This is a genomic window from Kitasatospora atroaurantiaca (genome assembly GCF_007828955.1).
Classification (GTDB): domain Bacteria; phylum Actinomycetota; class Actinomycetes; order Streptomycetales; family Streptomycetaceae; genus Kitasatospora; species Kitasatospora atroaurantiaca.
Genome location: NZ_VIVR01000001.1, coordinates 5,117,539 through 5,134,459, shown reverse-complemented (window position 1 = coordinate 5,134,459; position 16,921 = coordinate 5,117,539). Strand labels below are relative to the sequence as shown.

Below are 16,921 nucleotides of genomic sequence, written 5' to 3'. Positions count from 1 at the left end.
ACCGTGACGCTTGCGCTCGGCCTTGGCGGTCCCCGGGGGTTCCTGGTACGCCTCGGGGGACCGGCCGGCGAGGGGCACGACCCGCGACCCGCCACCATTCACCACGACGGTGCCGCACCTGTGCTCGACCCCCGGTCCCTCGGAGGGAGGGCAAGGGTTGAGGCAGAGCTCTGCGGGCTGCACTGCTCTCGCTGGTGTTGCGCGCCCGGACGGGCGGGGGTGCCGCTGAGCGGGGCGGAGACAGGAGCGGGCGGCGGCCCCGCCGGGTCGGAGCGCGCGCGGCCCGCGACAGCGGGCCGCCCTTGATCCAGTAAAGAAACTCTGAACAGCTCGGCCCGTCGGCCTCGCTCATCCTTGCTTTGCCTTACCCGCGTCGCTCAAGTTCCTTGGTCAGACGGCTGACTTCGGCTTCCAGTTGCTTGCGCGTCTTCTGGAGCTGCGTGACCTGCTTCCGCAGGCGGACAAGCTCTGCAGCGTCGTGTTCCGCTGTCCGGGGTTCCTTGACACGTTCGAGCGGCACGTCAGCGGTCTGCTCCGAGGGCCTGACGACTGCGGTCTTGCGGACGTAGCTGCCGCGGCCGAGGACGGAGTAGATCAGGTCCTCGCCCTTGAGGAGACGCAGGGCGTTCTGGACAGTTGAACTGGCGACTCCGAAGCGCTCTTGGAGAGCTCGCGCGGCCGGCAGTTGGCTGCCTGGCTTCAACTCACCGTCAAGGATCTCCCTGCGCAGGATGTCGGCGACCTGGATATAGGGCGGCCGGGAGTCCTCCTCCGTCGGATCGTCGAGCGCGAAGTCGTCGGCCAGCGTTTCGCCCTCGCGCTCGGCGGCGCGCCGCAGCGACTCGACGCGGGCTCGGGCGAGCATTGAGCGCCGCAGGTTGTTGCGCCCGCCGCCGGTGAGGGCGACTGTGAGGGAACCTCGGGGGGTGCGGTGGACGAGGCGCTCGAATGCCAGATGGCGCAGGGCTCGTTCGACGGTTTCGCTGTCGGTGACGAACATCAGTTGGAGCTTGATGGGATCGGGGAGCTTGTCCTCGAACTTCAGGCGGCCTTCTACGATCGCTTCGCGGATGGCCCAGATCGCTTGGAGGACGGGCGGCTCAGCGCTCCCGGGGTCGGCGGGGGTGTCATGAGTGCTGCGCTTGGCCTGCTCCCGCTCTGCCTTGGCCTGGTCGGCGATCTGCTGGATCTCCTCCAGGATGGCCTTCTCCCGGTACTCCTTCTCGTGACTCCGAACGTAGCTGCCGCGCCCTTGGACCGAGTAGACGAGCCCTTCGTCCTTGAGTACGCGCAGGGCGTTCTGGACGGTGGAGCTGGCGATCCCGTACCGCTCCTGAAGCGTGCGCGTGGACGGGAGCTTCTCCCCGGGACGGATCCGCTCTTCGAGGATCTCGGCACGCAGCACATCGGCGGCCTGGAGGTACGGCGGCCTGGGGTCCTCTTCGAGCGGCAACGTCATACACCGAGGGTAGCGGCGGTCCCGCACAGATGACACGCCCGTGCGCTCGCCCGTAGCGGGCGTAGCGCCCCATCCCTACCAGGTGTATCGCATCGCCAAACTGCTCGACTGTACGACCGTTGCGGGTGTGCGATCGTCGCGCTATGGTTCTGGCGGGTCGAACAAGTGACCCCCGAACAAGGGAACTGCCATGGCTATGACCAGGATTCGTGTCGGGCTACTGCCCTCTGCCGTCTGCATGACGGGCACCGACGCAACCCCGAAGATCAAGGACCCGCAGACCGGAGAGATCGCCACCGACCGCGAGACGGGCGAGCACCTCTTTACGGTCACGGTGATGCTCATGGAGGAGGGGCGTGCGGAGGTCATGAAGCTCACCGTCCCCCAGTCCGGCCTTCCCGACGGGCTCAAGCCGGGCGTCATGGTGCGCCCGGTGGACCTGTTCGCCACGCCGTGGGCGCGGATCTTCAACGGCCAGCTCTCGGAGGGCATCGCCTACCGGGCGGGCCGCTTGGAGGCAGTCAAGTGACCTGTGTTGTAAGGGCATTGGCTTGCCGACTTCCCGTTTCAACCGGTACCGGCAGCCGGTTCGCCCTCGGGTTCATCTACGACGTGGAAGGCGTGAAGTGAAGGACGTGAACGAGATCGCCCCGGTCCTGATCGGGGCGGTCCTCGCCCTGGCGACCCTGTGGGCCGTGGTCGGCTTGGTCCGGTACCTGCGGGTCGATCGTGAGACGCGGGCGAGCATCCGGCAGGGGATGCGCATCCGGTTCGGGTGGGAGCGGCTGGCCAAGATGGCGGGCCTGTCGGTGACCGACAAGACCCCGACGTTCCTGGCCGAGCTGGTCAGCCGTGAGGGCGAAGTGCCCAAGCCCCGGGTCCTGGTCCCGCGTATCAAGGTGAAGCCGGACCGGTTCGGGGTGATGGTGCGGGCCAAGTGCCTGCCGAAGGTCGGACTGGAGGAGTTCCAGCGCTCGGCGCGCTTCCTCGCTGACGCCTGGCGCTGCACGCGGGTGTCCGTGCTGCCGGACGGTCCCGGGCGGGTGGTGATCCGGGCTGTGCGCCTGGACCCGCTCATCACGCCGACCGAGCACGTCCCCACGGGAACGGTGCCGGGGAGCCTGGACACGTGGGGGCTCGGGCTGGACGAGTACGCCGACGACGTCAGCCTTCCCCTGGCGAACGTTCCCGGCGTGACCGTCGCCGGCCTGCCCGGCTTCGGGAAGACGTCGCTGATCAACAAGCTCATCTGCGACCTGGCCCCCTCCGACGCGGTTCAGTTCGCCGTGGCGGACGGCAAGGTCTCCACCGCTCACGAAGGGGACTACGCCGATCTGACGCCCCGCCTGTTCGCCTTCGCGGGTGACGACCTGGCGGAAGCCAACGCGCTGTTCAAGCGCATGGTGAAGCTGCGGCGGGGCCGTTCCTCGTCCATCCGCGCCGTCCTGGGTGTAAAGAACATGTGGCACGTCGGTCCGTCCCGCATCTGGCCGCTGACGATCCTGATCATCGACGAAGCGCACACGTACTTCCGCGAGTACAAGGGCAACGACGCCGAGACGAAGAAGCTGGCGGCCGTGTCGGCGGAGAACGCCCGACTGGTCGAGGACCTGGTGAAGAAGGGCCGCAGCGTCGGCATCATGGTCATCCTGGCCACCCAGAAGGCGACCGGCGACGCGATCCCGACGTTCATCCGGGACGTGTGCCCGCTGGGGCTGTCCTTCGCGCAGAAGACGGCGGAAGCCTCCGTGGCCGCGCTCGGGGATGACATTCGCAACTGGCCGGACGCGAACCCGGTCAATCTCCAGGACCCGGCCTACGTCGGGGTGGCCTCCATGGGAGTGCAGGGCCGCCCGGGCTTCACCCGCGTGCGCACCCCGTACGTGTCCGACGCGGATGCGGCCCGGGTCGCCGACGACACCGCCCGCCTGACCGAAGACCCGGCCGCGTACCTCGACGTCTATCCGGGCCCCGTCGACTGGAAGCCCGCCTTCATGGACGACGACGCCGACACCCTGATGACCGAAACTGCCTGACCACCCATGTAACTCGCTATCAAGAAAGGAGAGTTGGCCTGATGGCCGAGGATCGCCTCACGCAGCGCACCGTGACCGTGGTCATGGCGGTCATCGCCCTGCTGGCATTCGTGTTCTCCTTCGGCAACGTCTGGGCACTGGCCCTGCGTCTCGGGGTGCCCCGCCCGGTCGCGCCGCTGATCGCCCCCATGGTCGACCTGTCCGTGATCGGGCTCCTCGTCGGTCTGCGCCTGCTGTCCCTGCGCGGCGTCCCGCAGGAGGAGCTGACGGCCGCAACCCGGCTGACGCACCTGTGCGGCCTGCTGACCCTGGCCCTGAACGTCGCCGAACCCCTGGCAGCCGGACACTACGGCCGTGCCGCCGTCGATGCGGTCGCGCCGCTGCTGCTGCTCGGCTGGGGCCAGGTCGGCCCGCAGTTCCTCCGCCACTTCCACGCCCTGAGCGCCCTGAACCCGGCGCAGGCCCCCGTCCCTGTTCCGGCCGTGGAACACCAGCCGGACCCGATCACGTTGCTCGAACCCGCACCGGAGCCCGTCCTCACACCGCCCTCCGGGCTGGTGCCTGCCCCGGCTGTGGTCGTCACCGCTGAGCCCGATCCTGCTCCCGCGCCGGCCAAGAGGACCGCGTCCGCCGCGCTCCCGGCCGTCCCTGAGGCCCTGCTGACCGCTGCCCGGCGCATCGCCGAGACGCACCACGCTGAACAGGGCGAGCACATCACGCCCGGTCAGCTGAAGGCCCGCCTGGGCGTCACGCTGCCGCTGGCCACCGCCGCACACGCTCAGCTCTCCGCCTGAGCCCCGCCGGCCCTTTCCCCACCTGACCGAGCCGCCCGACCGGGCTCGGTTTGCCATGCCCCGAGCAGCACCAACACGCCTTTCTGCCTAGCTGGTTGCTGCTCGGGGCCACCCCACCCGACAGAAGGGACACGCCCCGAATGGTCACCCTGGACCTGCGCCACGTGGCAAGCCCCGCCGTGCGGGACCTGATCCACCTGGTCAACCTGCCCGACTTCGACCGCGCACACCAGCAGATCGACCGCCTCGGCGGCTGCACCGAACCCGTGCGCCTGATCGGCCAGACCACCACCATCGACACGGCCACCGGCGAGGTACTGCGCTCCTACACCACCGCCGCCGAGCCAACCGGCAGCCTGCTGACGGCCTGCGGCAACCGCCGCGCCTCACGCTGCCCGGCCTGCTCCCGCGTCTACGCCGCCGACACCTTCCAACTGATCCGGGCGGGCCTGACCGGCGGTAAGAGCGTGCCGGACACCGTCCGCACCCACCCCCGCGTGTTCGCCACGCTCACCGCGCCCTCCTTCGGCCCCGTCCACAACCGCCCCACCGACACGGGCGGCGCACTGCGGCCCTGCCGGTGCGGCAAGCTCCACGAACCCACGGACGCGCTGCTCGGCACGCCGCTGGACCCGAAGACCTACGACTACCCGGGCGCGGTGCTGTTCAACGCCCACGCCGGAGCCCTGTGGGCGCGCTTCACGATCTACCTGCGCCGCGAGATCGCCGCCCGGCTCGGCCTGACCCAGAAGGCGGCCCGCGCCGTGCTGCGTGTCTCCTTCGCCAAGGTCGCCGAGTACCAGAAGCGCGGCCTGGTCCACTTCCACGCCGTCATCCGCCTCGACGGCCCGGACGGCAGCACCCAGCCCCCACCGCCCTCCGCCACCGTCACCGTCACCATGCTCAACGACGCCATCCGGGCCGCCGCCGACCGCGTCTCGATCAACGTCGTCTCGGACGCGGTCGGAGAACGCGAACTCACCTGGGGCGAACAGCTCGACGTGCGCGAAATCGCCGCCTTCGGCACCAACGCCGAGCTCACCGATCATGCGGTCGCCGCCTACGTGGCCAAGTACGCCACCAAGTCCGCCGACTCCTCCGGCGCTCTCGACCGCGCCCTGTTCTGCCGCCCCTGCCAGGGACGCGGCATGACCCTGGCCGCGCACGGAACCCCGCTCACGTGCACCGCCTGCGGCGGCACCGGACAGGCCCGGCCGCTGCCGCGCCTCGCCGTCGAACGCCACGTGCGGCAGATGATCCGCACTTGCTGGGAGCTGGGCAAGCGCCCGGAGTTCGCCGACCTCAAGCTCTGGAAGTGGGCGCACATGCTCGGCTTCCGGGGCCACTTCTCCACCAAGTCCCGCTGCTACTCCGTCACCCTCGGCCAGCTGCGCGACGAGCGCCGCGCCTGGCGCACCGAACAGGCCCGCGCACACGCCGGCCTGCCCAACCTCGACCCGAGCACGACCCTCGTCATCAGCCACTGGTCCTACCACGGCTCGGGCTACAGCCCAGGCGCGGAACTCCTGGCCGCCGCTGTCTGGCACCGCAGAGAACTGGAGCGGCAGTTCACCGCAGAGGGCCGCTGCTGATGACCACACTGCTTACGGTTCCGAGCACGGGCGAAGACCTGCTGACGGTCCCCCAGGTCATGGCCCGCCTCCAGCTCGGCCGCTCCGCCGTCTACGACCTGCTCCGCTCCCGGCAGCTCGCCTCCATCACCCTCGGCCGCGCCCGCCGCATCCCCGCCCACGCACTCAACGACTTCATCCGCACCCGACTCGAACAGGACGCTTCCTAATGTCGTTGTCAAGCCGTCTCGGTCACTGGGGGTGTGATGTGGTAGCACCGTCGGTCACGGATCAGCGCCCACAGGACATTGACCCGTCGGCGGGCCAGGGCCATCACGGCCTGGACATGCTTCTTCCCCTCGGCGCGCTTCCGGTCGTAGAACACCCGCGAGTTCGGATCACAGCGGATGCTCACCAACGCCGAGGTATAGAAGACCCGTTGGAGCCTGCGGTGGTAGACGGTCGGCCGATGCAGGTTGCCACTGACCTTGCCCGAGTCGCGTGGCGCCGGGGCGACACCGGCGAAGGCCGCCAAAGCGTCCGGCGAGGCGAAGCCATCCAGGCTGCCGCCGACTCCGGCCAGGAACTCGGCGCCGAGCACGGCGCCGATGCCGGGGACGCTCTCGACTATCTCGGCGAGTTCGTGCTCGCGAAACCGGCCCTCGATGAGCTTGTCCATCTCGGTGATCTGCTCGTTGAGGGCCATCACCCCCTCGGCCAGAGTGTGGACCAGCCTGGCGATGGTCTTCTCCCCGGGGACGGAGGTGTGCTGGCGCTGGGCGGCCTCGACGGCCGCTTCGGCCAGGGCTCTGGCATTGCGGACCTTACGGTTGGCCAGCCACTTGGTCAGCCGCGCGACGCCGACGCGGCGGATCGCGGCCGGCGTCTGATGCTCGGTCAGCAGCTTGAGCGGACCGAGGTTGGTCACATCCAGGGCCCGCTCCAGGGACGGGAACATGCTCAGCAGGGTGCCGCGCAGACGGTTGACGGCGCGGGTGCGGTCCTCGACCAGGTCGGCACGGCGGCCGGTCAGCAGCTTGAGCTCGATCGCGGCCTCGTCGCCGGGACGGATGGGCTGCAGATCGCGGCGCATCCTGGCCTGGTCGGCGATCACGTAGGCGTCGCGGGCGTCGGTCTTGCCTTCCCCGCGGTAGCCGTCGGACGCGCGGTTCACCAGGCGGCCGGGGATGTACAGGACCTCCTGGCCGTGGGCGACGAGCAGGCTCAGCAGCAGGGCGGGTTCCCCGCCGGTCATGTCGATCGCCCAGGTCACCTGGTCGCCGCCGGCCAGGGCGAGGACGTCGCCGATCAGCTGCAGCAGCTCGGGCTCGTCGTTGGCGACCCGCCGCGACATCAGGGTCTTGCCCTCGGTGTCCAGGGCCAGGCCGTGGTGGTGGCCTTTGCCGCTGTCGATCCCCGCCCATATCCGGCTCATCGTGCTCCTGACGTGCGTGTTCGTTCTGTTCGTACCACGGACGACCTCGCCGGCATTGCTCTACTCAGCGACTTGCTCGCACTTCCTAATCGGCGGCCGAGTCGTCGTGGGGTGCTGGGCGGCGAAGCGTCGTATGCCACGAGACGGCAGCCGCCTGATAGCCACACCCAGCACCCCTGGGCGACCCAACCTTACGAGTGGCTCGATCAACCCAGCTCAGAAGGTAGAGCCGCCTGATGACCACACCCCGCGACACCCCCGCCTCCCGCCGCGTCCGGGCCAACGGCGACGGCACCGTCTACCAGCGCAAGGACGGCCGCTGGGAAGCCGCCGGCTACGTCCTCGCCCCCGGCGACACCCGCAAGCGCGTCCGCGTCTACGGCATCACCCGCAAGGAAGCCCTCGCCAAGCTCACCGAGAAGATCGCCACCAGCAACCGCGGCGTCCCCATGGTCTCCGCACAGGGCAGCGTCGCTGCCTACCTGACGTACTGGCTGGAGAACGTCGCCATCCACCAGCTCCGCGAGACCACCCACACCCGCTACACCGCCTGCGTCACCCAGTACCTCATCCCGGGCTTGGGCAAAAAGAAGCTCGCCAAGCTCGCCGCGAAGGACGTGCGAGCCTGGCTGAACGGGCTGCGGATCGTCTGCCAGTGCTGCGCTCGCGGCATCGACGCCCGGCGCAGGCCCGACGCCCAGGCCGACCGCCGGCCGCGCTGCTGCGCCATCGGGAAGTGCTGCCACAAGTACCTCTCCCCGCTGACGCTCGCCTACATCCACTCCGTCCTCAAGTCCGCGCTGGAGCACGCTGTCCGTGAGGAGGAGATCCCGCGCAACGTCGCCCGCAACGTCCGCACCGGCACACCCCGCCCCCGCCGCTTCGACCCCCTCACCGCCGACGAAGCCCGGCACTTCCTCACGGCCGCCCACGGCCACCGCTTCCAGACTCTGTTCGAACTCGCCCTTCGCACCGGGCTCCGCAAGGGCGAACTCCTCGGCCTGCGCTGGGAAGACCTCGACCTCGACAACGGCACCGCAAGCATCCGCCGCACCCTCCAGCGCACCCGGACCGGCGGGCTCACCACCCTGCCGACCAAGACCATCAGCTCGGAACGCCGCATCGTCCTCCCGACCGCCTGCATCACCTCGCTCCGCGCGCACCGCGACCGGCAGGCCCGCGAGAAGCAGCAGGCCGGTGAAGAGTGGGTGGACAACGGTCTCGTCTTCACACGCCCGGACGGCCACCCCATCGAACCCGCCACCCTCACCCGCCACTTCAACGCGCTCCTCCGCCGCTCTCGCCTGAGGGCGATCCGGTTCCACGACCTGAGGCACTCGACCGCGACCCTCCTCCTGGAACAGGGCGTCGAACTCGTCGTCATCAAGGAGTTGCTGGGGCATGCCCACATCGGCGTCACCGCGACGGTGTACGCCCACGTCCGCCTCCGCCTCCAGCGCGACGCCATCGACCTCCTTGGCCGCACCCTCGGCAAGACCTCCGAGGCCGCCACCAACCCCGACGACGGCGACGGCCCGCCGCTTTGTGCAGCCCCCGTCCGCTGACGTTGCCGTCAACTACTGCCGTCAAGACGCCATGTAGCCCTCCCCGGAACAGCTCCGGGGAGGGCTACATGGCGTCTTCATATACTTACTTTATGACGCGGACTCTTGAGTTCAGATCGCCTCTCAAAGATCCCAGTTGTTTAGTTCGGCAAACTCCTCGATAGAAGGAATCAGCTGCACGGCAAATGCGCTTGCTGATGCCTGCGCTTGAGTTGCCGCCGAGCGGCCAGTCACACCTTGAGCGGAATCTTCTGACCCCTGAGACAAAAGAGCAAGGACTTCACGCTCGGCGTCAATCTCCATTTGTACTAGCCGCCCCGGAGGAGGAGGCTCTTCTCCGTACCTTACAATTACGGGATTTTCTCCTGACAGCTTGAAGTCGAGCATGGAGAGCAGTGACCTGAGGGCATTGATGGACATCTCCACCTTCGGGACTGAAGGCCTCAAGGAGACGGCAAGAGCATTTCCCACGAGCCCCACCGCCTGAGTCACATAGAACTCTGGGCGAGAGGAATCATCCTCGCCATCCTGAGGTTCCATCTCCAGCTCATCCAACGCCTCGGCGCACTCGTCCTGGACAGACTCGCCAGCAGCTGCCGCCCAAGCAAGCTCAAGCGAGGCATCGACCCACGTCAAGTACTCCGAAGGGCCTAGGGCTCGACAGAAAGTCACCCCCCGTTCCGCAGCTGCAGCACAGATCAGCATCAGCTCAGAGTCCGAAGCGTTCGAAATTGCCTGAATTTCTGACGGAATCTCCATGTCCCTCTAGCCTCCAGTGGCCCAGAAGATTGTGAATGGGGAGTTCTGTGCAGCATGACCGCGGATCCCTGCGCCACCCAACGTCACCCCGCGAACGTTCAGCATGGGCGAACAGATGGCAACGCAGAAGTTTCGCGATGCCGCACCGAACACTGCATGCTCATTTGGCCCCAAGCTGTTAAGGATCCCTTCCTCTGCATGCCCAGCCGCCTGCACGAATTCCTCTCCCGGCCGAAGTGTCCATCCGGAAGGCATTGCACCGCCCCCATTGATTCCGATCCGAGTGGTGAATGCCTTCGTCTCAGAGTTGAAGACACCAATTACCGCCGTGGTGCCCTTCACGTCCGCCATGAAGTAATCATTGCGGGACGCCTGCAACTCTTCCGCACGGTTGAGAGCAAGCATTGCATCGTCTTCAGTTGCAACCCCAGGACCACAGTTGTGAACTAGGACCGGCGTGGCCCCCGCCAGCACATAGTACGTGTGGAGGCTGTCGACGGTCAGGTTGTACATATCCGCGGAGCCGGGCTTGATGCTCACGTCGAGGACGGTGACGTGCTGGTCGGTCGTGGTGACCAGGTTGTGGCCAGCGGTCAGCTGGCCCGCCGGTACCCATTCATGCGTGGTGTCGTCCCAGAAGCGGTGCTTGGAGGTGGTGTGGATGGTTTCGGGAGAGCCCCCGTCGGGCTGGACGGACAGGTCGATCAGATCGTTGTCGTGGTTGATCCAGGTGGCGATGACGGGGTGCGCGCCCTGATCCTTTGCCGTTCCGGGGTCAGCGGCCTCCACTTGGTCGCCGGGGATGATGGCGGCGATCGGCTTGGTCGTGCCGTCGCTCATGAGGACAGCGGTTTCGGGCGTGAAGCTGCACTTGCCTCCGACCGTTTCGGCGAGTCGCGAGGCTGCGCTGATCTCTTCGGCGTCTGCGGCGGCTGCGGCGCCCGCGGCGGGGACCGGTGCCACCTTCTTGGTGATCAGTGCAACGGCGGCAAGTGTGGTGATTTGCCCGCCGAGGTAGGCGTATTCGCCGTTCTGGTATTCGTCATACATGGCCTCGCCTGTGTGGTACAGGTCGACTCCAGCCTTCATGGCGAGGAGGCCGGGGTTGGCCATCGTGGCGACATTGCCGCACGACCCGAGGTCTCCGGTCACACAGCCCCCGACCTCGACGAAGGGCTGGGCAGCGCCCTTGACCATTCCGACGCCGGTATCCATGACCCCCTTCCAGAAGCCGCGCTTCTTCTTCTTGGGCGGGCTGTACGGCGGACTGGGTCGGTAGCCGTGGCCGTAGGTGTTGTTGATCTGGTTCTGCAGCTGGCCGGTGGTGCCGGCTGAGATGCCGGTTTCGGAGTCCCAGGCCATGAGGCCGGTGGGGTCGCTTCTGCCGATGGGGTTGCTGCCGGCGTAGTTGTAGCCGCCGAGTTGTTGGGCGTCGGTGGCTTCGAAGACGGGGTCGAGGCTGATGAAGCGGCCTGTGACGGGGTCGTACTGGCGGGCTCCGAGGATGGTGAGGCCGGTGGATCCGGAGGTGGGGGCGTTGAGGAAGCCGCGGTTGTCGGGCCAGGTGACGCTGGTGCCGCGAGGTGCGCCGTAGGGGGTGAACTGGCGCCAGGTGGGGGTTTGGCAGGTGTTGTCGAGGACCAGGCCGGCGGTGCCGTGGGGGTCGGCGATTTCGAATCGGTAGTTGGTGGTGCTGCCGGTGCGGACAACGGTTCCGCCGCCGGGCAGCGGGAGGTAGCGGGTGCTGGTGGTGGTGCCGAGGGTGGTGTTGAGGGCGATCTGCTGCCCGGGAAGGTAGAGGGTGGTGGTGCCGGGGTCCTTCTGGAGGAGGACGTTGCCGTCGGCGTCGTAGACGTAGTTGGTGTTTCCTGCGGTGCCGCCGGTGATGGAGCTGAGGCGACCCGCGTCGTCCCAGGTCAGGGTCTGGGTACCGGCGGCGGTGGTGGTGCGCTTGAGGGCGTTACCGGCGGTGTCGTACTGCAGGGCGGTGCCGCCGGTGGAGGCGGAGGTAAGCGTGTGCGGCTGGTTCTTGCCGTTGCCGTTGTAGGTGTAGGTGGTAGTGGTGTCGGCGCCGCCGGTGGTGGAATGCTCGGTCTGGTTGGTGCGGTTGCCGAGGGCGTCGAAGGACCAGTCGGTCCAGTAGGCGCCGCCGGTGATCGCGTCACCGACCGTCGAGTGGGCGGCTGGGGTGGGGGTGGCCGCGCAGGAGTCGGTGGCGGTCCAGGCCTGCTTGAGGCGGTCGAGCTGGTCGTAGCCGTAACACTGGGTCTCGGAGGTCGCGCCGAGACGGGTGGAGACCTGGCGGGTGACGTTGCCGGCCTGGTCGTAGTAGTAGTGCTGGCGGTCGACGTCGCTCGGGGCGCCGGTGGTGGCGCGCTGGGTGAGCTGCTCGGTCAGGCGGCCGGTGTGCGGGTCGTAGGTGTTGGTGAGGATGCCGTAGCTGGTGGTGCTGCCGATCTGGGTCTGCAAGACGCGGCTGTAGGCGTCGTAGGTGGTGTCCTGGGCATAGCCGTAGCTGGCGGTGGCCAGGCCGGCGGGCAGGTCGAAGACGGGCTTGTAGGTGTGGAGGGCGGTTTCGGACGGGAGGCCGTTTCCGCCGGGGTAGACGTCGGTGTAGGGCAGGCCGGCGTTGCTGGTGTAGGTGTGCGTGAAGACGTAGGGCTTGCCGAGGGTGGCGCCCTCCGTGGTCGACGGGATGGTGATGGTCTCGCCGAGGGATTCGCCAAAGACGTTGTATCCGGAGGCCTGGGTCACATAGGCGGCGCCGTTGCTGTAGGAGGTGCTGGTGGTGGCGTGGCCGATGGGGTTGGTCACGCCGACGACGCTGTTGTCGTTGTCGTAGACCCAGGAGGCGATCGCGTTCGCCGTGGCCTGTCCGGAGACCGGTGCCGTGTACGTGGCGGTCTTGCGGTTGAGCTTGTCGTAGGTGTAGCTGACGGTCTTTGTGCGGGAGTCGGTGGTCTGGGTGAGGTTGCCAACTGCGTCGTAGAGCATGGAGCTGGCGCCGGCGTCGGGGTCGTTCTTGCCGGTGACCTGGCCGAGCAGGTTGTAGGTGCTGGTCCAGGTGGAGCCGGCGGCGGTGACGGTGTTCTGCTTGCCGTGGCCGTCGAAGCCGTAGGTGATGGCCTGGCTGGTGCCGCCGGTGAGGGTGTAGGTGCCGGTGAAGGTGTCGGCCGGAGGGGTGACGGTCGGGCGCGCGGTGTAGTCGTCGAGTTCGACGGTGCGGCCGAGTGGGTCGGTGACCGTGGCCTTGACGGTGCCGCCGGCGGGCGGGATCACCGTGGTCCGGTCACCGCCGTAGACGGTGGTGGTGGTCTCCTGAACGACGGCGTTCTTCAGCGAGTCGACCTTGACCGCGCGGCCGAGGCCGTCGTAGGTGGTGACGTCCTGGCTCGGTACGGCGTTGTCATCGGACGACGCGAGCTCGAGGGCGGGCGTGTTCGCAGGATCCCAGTAGGCGTTGTTCTTCTTGCGAACCCAACCGCGGGAGTCGAAGAACGACTCGGTGACCAGGCGGCCGCCCTGCGGGGTCGGCGTCTGGGTCTGCCGCACCCGGCCGAACGAGTCGTAGACCGTGAGGGAGGTGACGTAGCCAAGCGCTTCGTTCAGGGTGTCGCTGGTGGTACCGGACAGCCCGGTGTTGGAGACCGTGTAGGAGAACTTCTTGTTCGCCGGGGCGGTGGTCGGGCGGGACTCGGTCCATACGCCGGTGAGTCGGCCCAGCGCGTCGGACTGACTGGTGGCGGTGATGTTGTTGGCGTCAGTCGCCGCCGTGGTCAGACCGCGGGCGGGGGCGAACGTCGTTTTGACCATCTGGTTCTTGGCGTTGGTGATGGTCGTGCCGGTGGTCAGACCGACGCTGTTGACCGTGTACGCGGTGATGGTGGTGTTGCCGTTGGCGTCGGTAGCGGCCAGCGGGCGGCCGTAGGTGTCGTAGGTAGTGCGCTTGGCGGTCTGCCAGGTGAACGCGCCGCTGGCGTAGTCGGCGGCCTGGCGGATCATGGTGGCGTTGCCGACGGTGGGCGGCGTGGTCTGCGGGAACGTGGTGGAGAAGTTGGTGTCGTCGTAGAAGGTGCGGGTCGCGGACTGCACCTGGGCGGGCCGGTTGACGCTCGCCGGGGCGGTCAGCGTGTTGTAGCCGGCCGGTGCCGAGGCGATCGTGCCCTCGGTGAAGCCGCCGCACGCCACCGAGTCGCTCTCCTGGGAGGCTGCGAGGCCGACCAGGTTGAGCGTGGTGTTCGCCGGGGCGTACGTGTAGGTGGTGCACTGGTCATACGCCGCAACCACCGGCACGGTGTGGCTGTAGCCGGCGGTCAATAGGCCGAAGTTGTTGTCGGCCAGGTCTGCAACGTAGGTGTTGTCGGTCTCGGTGACGCGCCAGGTGGTGCTGCCGGAGGAGGTGATGGCCTGGCGGGTGTAGGTCTCGGCCTCCTTGGCGGTGCCGGCGGTCAGCGCGGGCAGCCCGGTGCGGTTACGGGTCGCGGTCGCCGGCGAGACCCAGTAGGACGTGATCGTCAAGCTGTCGATCACCGTGCCGTCGCCCTTGTAGCTGGTGCTCTCCAGTTCGCTGCCGGAGAGCTTGTCGCTGTCGGTGTGTGCGGCGCCCTGCGAGTCGGTCAGGCTGACGGGACGGATGGTGACCGGGTTGACGGTGGCGTAGTCCCCGTCCATGCCGCGGTAGTAGCTGACGGTGTCCTTGGTCTTGCGGTCGTTGGTGCCGTCACCGGTGTAGGTGGTGACGGTGGCGTAGCCGCGGAACTGGCCCCAGGTGCGGTACTTGGCCTGGACGGTCTCGTTGTCGTCGTAGTGCCAGGCCGCGCCGCCGGTGTAGGCGTAGGTGCTGTCCTTTTTCAGGGCGCCGCCGGTCTGGTCGGATTCGAGGACCTGGGTGACGGCGTACTTCTCGAACCAGTCGGTGACCGGGTCGGTGTAGAACGGAGGGGTCCAGCTGACCGGGTAGCAGGAGGAGGTGTTGGTTGCGGGGTTGGCCGCGGCCACGTAGGCCGCGGTGCACGGGTTCGGCAGCCCGTAGGTGACGCCGATCAGTTCGCCGAGTTCGGTGGTGATCGAGGTAAGGCGGTAGCGGTACATGCCGGGGAAGTTGGCGGTGTCGACCCGGTTCTGCTTGGTGTCACCGCCGAAGACCACCGGCGGCAGCGGCAGCGGGATCGAGGAGCTGGAGCCGCCGGCGCTGGTGTCGTTGCCAGTACGGGTGACCTGGGTCAGCCACAGGGTGGGCGAAGTGCCGTCACCGGTGGGCGGCTCGCTCTGCAGCAGGTCGTAGGTGTCCACCGGCAGGTACTTGGCGGCGGAGGTGGAGTACTGGCTGGTGGTGATCTGCTTCAGACGGACGGTGGAGAAGAACGCCGGCGCGTGCGAGGTGCACGTGGCGCCGCTGTTGCAGATCAGATCGAACGGCACATCCGGATACTGGGTACCCGCGTTGGACCCCGAGATCGGGTCGCAGGTGGCAAGAGTGCAGCGCGACCCGGGTGTGAAGGCGATCTGGTCCGGGACGGTGCCATAGGCGCCGCTGTCGCGGAAGCCGTAGTCGATCCGCGCTAGGTAGGAGTCGCGGACGTACTTGGTGTTGGACTGGCCGTTGTTCTGGGCGTAGTAGTTGGTGTCCTGCGTGTACCAGTAGGACATCGCCTGGCTGCGGGCGTCCTTGACGTAGTCCAGGTGCCACTTGTAGGCCATGGTGCACACCGAGGAGGAGAACCCTGCGGCGTTGTAGCAGGGGTCGCCGGAGTGCGCGGAGTACACCGGCATCGAGTCGACGGAGTTGGTGACCGCCTTGCCCGAGGTCCAGCCAGGTAGCTGGTTGCGGCCGAAGGAGTACACCGTGCCGGTGCGGTCGGTGACCGTCCAGTAGTCGGTGTTGTAGGTGCCCGAGCCGTTGTTGGAGTTGGTGACGTGGGCGATCTTCTCGCCGTTGTCGCTCTGCGGCTTCCAGGTGCTCTTGGCGGAGTCCCAGACCAGCGCGGTCGACGAGCCGTTCAGCGACAGGGTCAGGATCGGCCCGGCGTAGCACTCGTCACTGGTCTCCGACGGCGACGCGGTGCCCTCGGGCTTGTCCGCACAGGAGGTGAACGTCTGCTCGATGAACGAGTCCGGGGTCGACCAGCCGTCACCGACCCACGAGGCCTGTGCCTGGGTGGAGGCGGTCTTGCCGTCCACCGACGCCGAGTCGTACCCGAGTGCGAACTTCGGGGTCAGCGAGGTCGACGCGCCGGGGATCTGGACCGGGTAGGCGTAGGTGAAGGATCCGCCGGCACCGCCTGCAGTCCACGAGCCGGACGGGGAGAGCGCGCCGGCGGCGTAGCTGCCTGCCGCACTGCCCTCCTGGCCGGTGGAGTCGGTGGCGGCCAAGACCTGCGGGGCCGCCGCGGTCGACGCCTGATGGGCAGTCGTGCCGTCACCGGACCAGACCGCGGGAACAGCACGCCCCATGGTGGCGTCCGCCGCGGTGTGGGTGACGGCGGGAGTGCCGAGCTCGACCTCGGCCGAGACGGTGGACGCCTTCGCGTCCCGCTGCGTGGCCAGGGGGGTCTGCACCCGGCACGAAGGGACATCCGGTGTGGTCAGTGCGCAGGCGGGCAGGGAGACCAGGTGCAGGCGGGAGGCGTAGTTGCCGCCGTAGGCCTCCGCGAAGGACGAGTAGTCGACGCCGATGCGGACTCCGCCCTGTCCGTTACCTGACGGAGCGACGCTGAAGACGACGCCGGAGACCCCGAGGCCGGCCGACTTCTGATGGTCCAGGACGGTGACACCGACGTCGGCCGGACCCTGATAAGTGCCGGTGGCGGACTTCTTGGCCTGAACCCAGATGGGCGTTCCGGCAGCGGTCTGCCTCGCGCCGTCAGCCTTTGCCGCAGGAGCTGCGAGGTGGGCGCTGCCCTTCGCCGCCTTCGGCCAAGCCGTGGCGCGCGGCATGTACGTCTGCTGCGTCTTGGCGGTCTGCTGAGCCACCTTGGGCTTGAGATTGCGCACACCCTTGACCGCCACCGTCGACGGCGCGGCCGGGGACCAGGCCGACGTGTGATCAGCGCCGTGAGCCGGTGCGGCAATCAGCGCAGAGAGCAACGCCACCGCGCTCACCCCGCCCAACCATCGCAAGGACGCTGGTCGCCCGGATATCAACGGCCGGCCTGATGGCGCGGCGGAGCGACTGTCGGTTCTATGGAGCATCGAGCGATCACACCTCTTGGATCGGCTACACGAGGGCAGCACTGATCACCCGGTGTGATCAACTCCCCCGGTTCGACGACTATCGCAAAGTCCACCGCTCCGCGTAACAAG

Annotated in this window: 10 protein-coding genes; 6 read left to right on the top strand and 4 right to left on the bottom strand. The window is 68.0% G+C overall.

The window, feature by feature from the left end:
* Window positions 1-364 precede the first annotated feature (364 nt).
* Window positions 365-1,459, bottom strand: coding sequence for a GntR family transcriptional regulator (locus tag FB465_RS35950; protein WP_170290672.1), 1,095 nt, complete (start codon window positions 1,457-1,459; stop codon window positions 365-367).
* 196 nt (window positions 1,460-1,655) lie between these two features.
* Between FB465_RS35950 and FB465_RS23360 the strand changes: the two genes are divergently transcribed.
* The 5 genes from FB465_RS23360 (at window position 1,656) to FB465_RS23340 (ending at window position 6,090) form a co-directional block, all read left to right on the top strand.
* Window positions 1,656-1,988 carry an SCO3933 family regulatory protein gene (locus tag FB465_RS23360; RefSeq protein WP_380750361.1) on the top strand — a complete coding sequence of 111 codons (333 nt, stop codon included), beginning with the start codon at window positions 1,656-1,658 and terminating at the stop codon, window positions 1,986-1,988.
* Window positions 1,989-2,085: 97 nt separating this feature from the next.
* Complete coding sequence (locus FB465_RS23355) at window positions 2,086-3,495, top strand: P-loop NTPase family protein (protein ID WP_246192796.1); 1,410 nt, start codon at window positions 2,086-2,088, stop codon at window positions 3,493-3,495.
* 41 nt (window positions 3,496-3,536) lie between these two features.
* Window positions 3,537-4,289 (top strand): DUF2637 domain-containing protein, encoded by a 753-nt coding sequence (locus tag FB465_RS23350; protein ID WP_145793491.1) that lies wholly within the window; start codon window positions 3,537-3,539, stop codon window positions 4,287-4,289.
* 140 nt (window positions 4,290-4,429) lie between these two features.
* Window positions 4,430-5,881 carry a replication initiator gene (locus tag FB465_RS23345; protein WP_145793489.1) on the top strand — a complete coding sequence of 484 codons (1,452 nt, stop codon included), beginning with the start codon at window positions 4,430-4,432 and terminating at the stop codon, window positions 5,879-5,881.
* A complete protein-coding gene (locus FB465_RS23340; protein ID WP_145793487.1) occupies window positions 5,881-6,090 on the top strand; it encodes a helix-turn-helix domain-containing protein in 210 nt (69 codons plus the stop codon). Before FB465_RS23345 ends, FB465_RS23340 begins: the two co-directional genes overlap by 1 nt.
* Window positions 6,091-6,098: 8 nt before the next feature.
* Here the strand turns inward: FB465_RS23340 and FB465_RS23335 are convergent, their stop codons facing one another.
* A complete protein-coding gene (locus FB465_RS23335) occupies window positions 6,099-7,295 on the bottom strand; it encodes an IS110 family RNA-guided transposase (RefSeq protein ID WP_145791507.1) in 1,197 nt (398 codons plus the stop codon).
* Between the two features lie 236 nt (window positions 7,296-7,531).
* Here FB465_RS23335 and FB465_RS23330 point away from each other — a divergent pair, with 236 nt between their 5' ends.
* Window positions 7,532-8,860: a tyrosine-type recombinase/integrase gene (locus FB465_RS23330; RefSeq protein WP_145793486.1), complete on the top strand. Its 1,329-nt coding sequence runs from the start codon at window positions 7,532-7,534 to the stop codon at window positions 8,858-8,860.
* 123 nt (window positions 8,861-8,983) lie between these two features.
* On the opposite strand, the gene FB465_RS23325 is transcribed toward FB465_RS23330, so the two are convergent.
* Together FB465_RS23325 and FB465_RS37555 are read right to left on the bottom strand one after the other, a co-directional pair.
* A complete protein-coding gene (locus tag FB465_RS23325) occupies window positions 8,984-9,619 on the bottom strand; it encodes a hypothetical protein (RefSeq protein ID WP_145793484.1) in 636 nt (211 codons plus the stop codon).
* 6 nt (window positions 9,620-9,625) lie between these two features.
* A complete protein-coding gene (locus tag FB465_RS37555; RefSeq protein ID WP_145793482.1) occupies window positions 9,626-16,711 on the bottom strand; it encodes a polymorphic toxin-type HINT domain-containing protein in 7,086 nt (2,361 codons plus the stop codon).
* Window positions 16,712-16,921 lie beyond the last annotated feature (210 nt).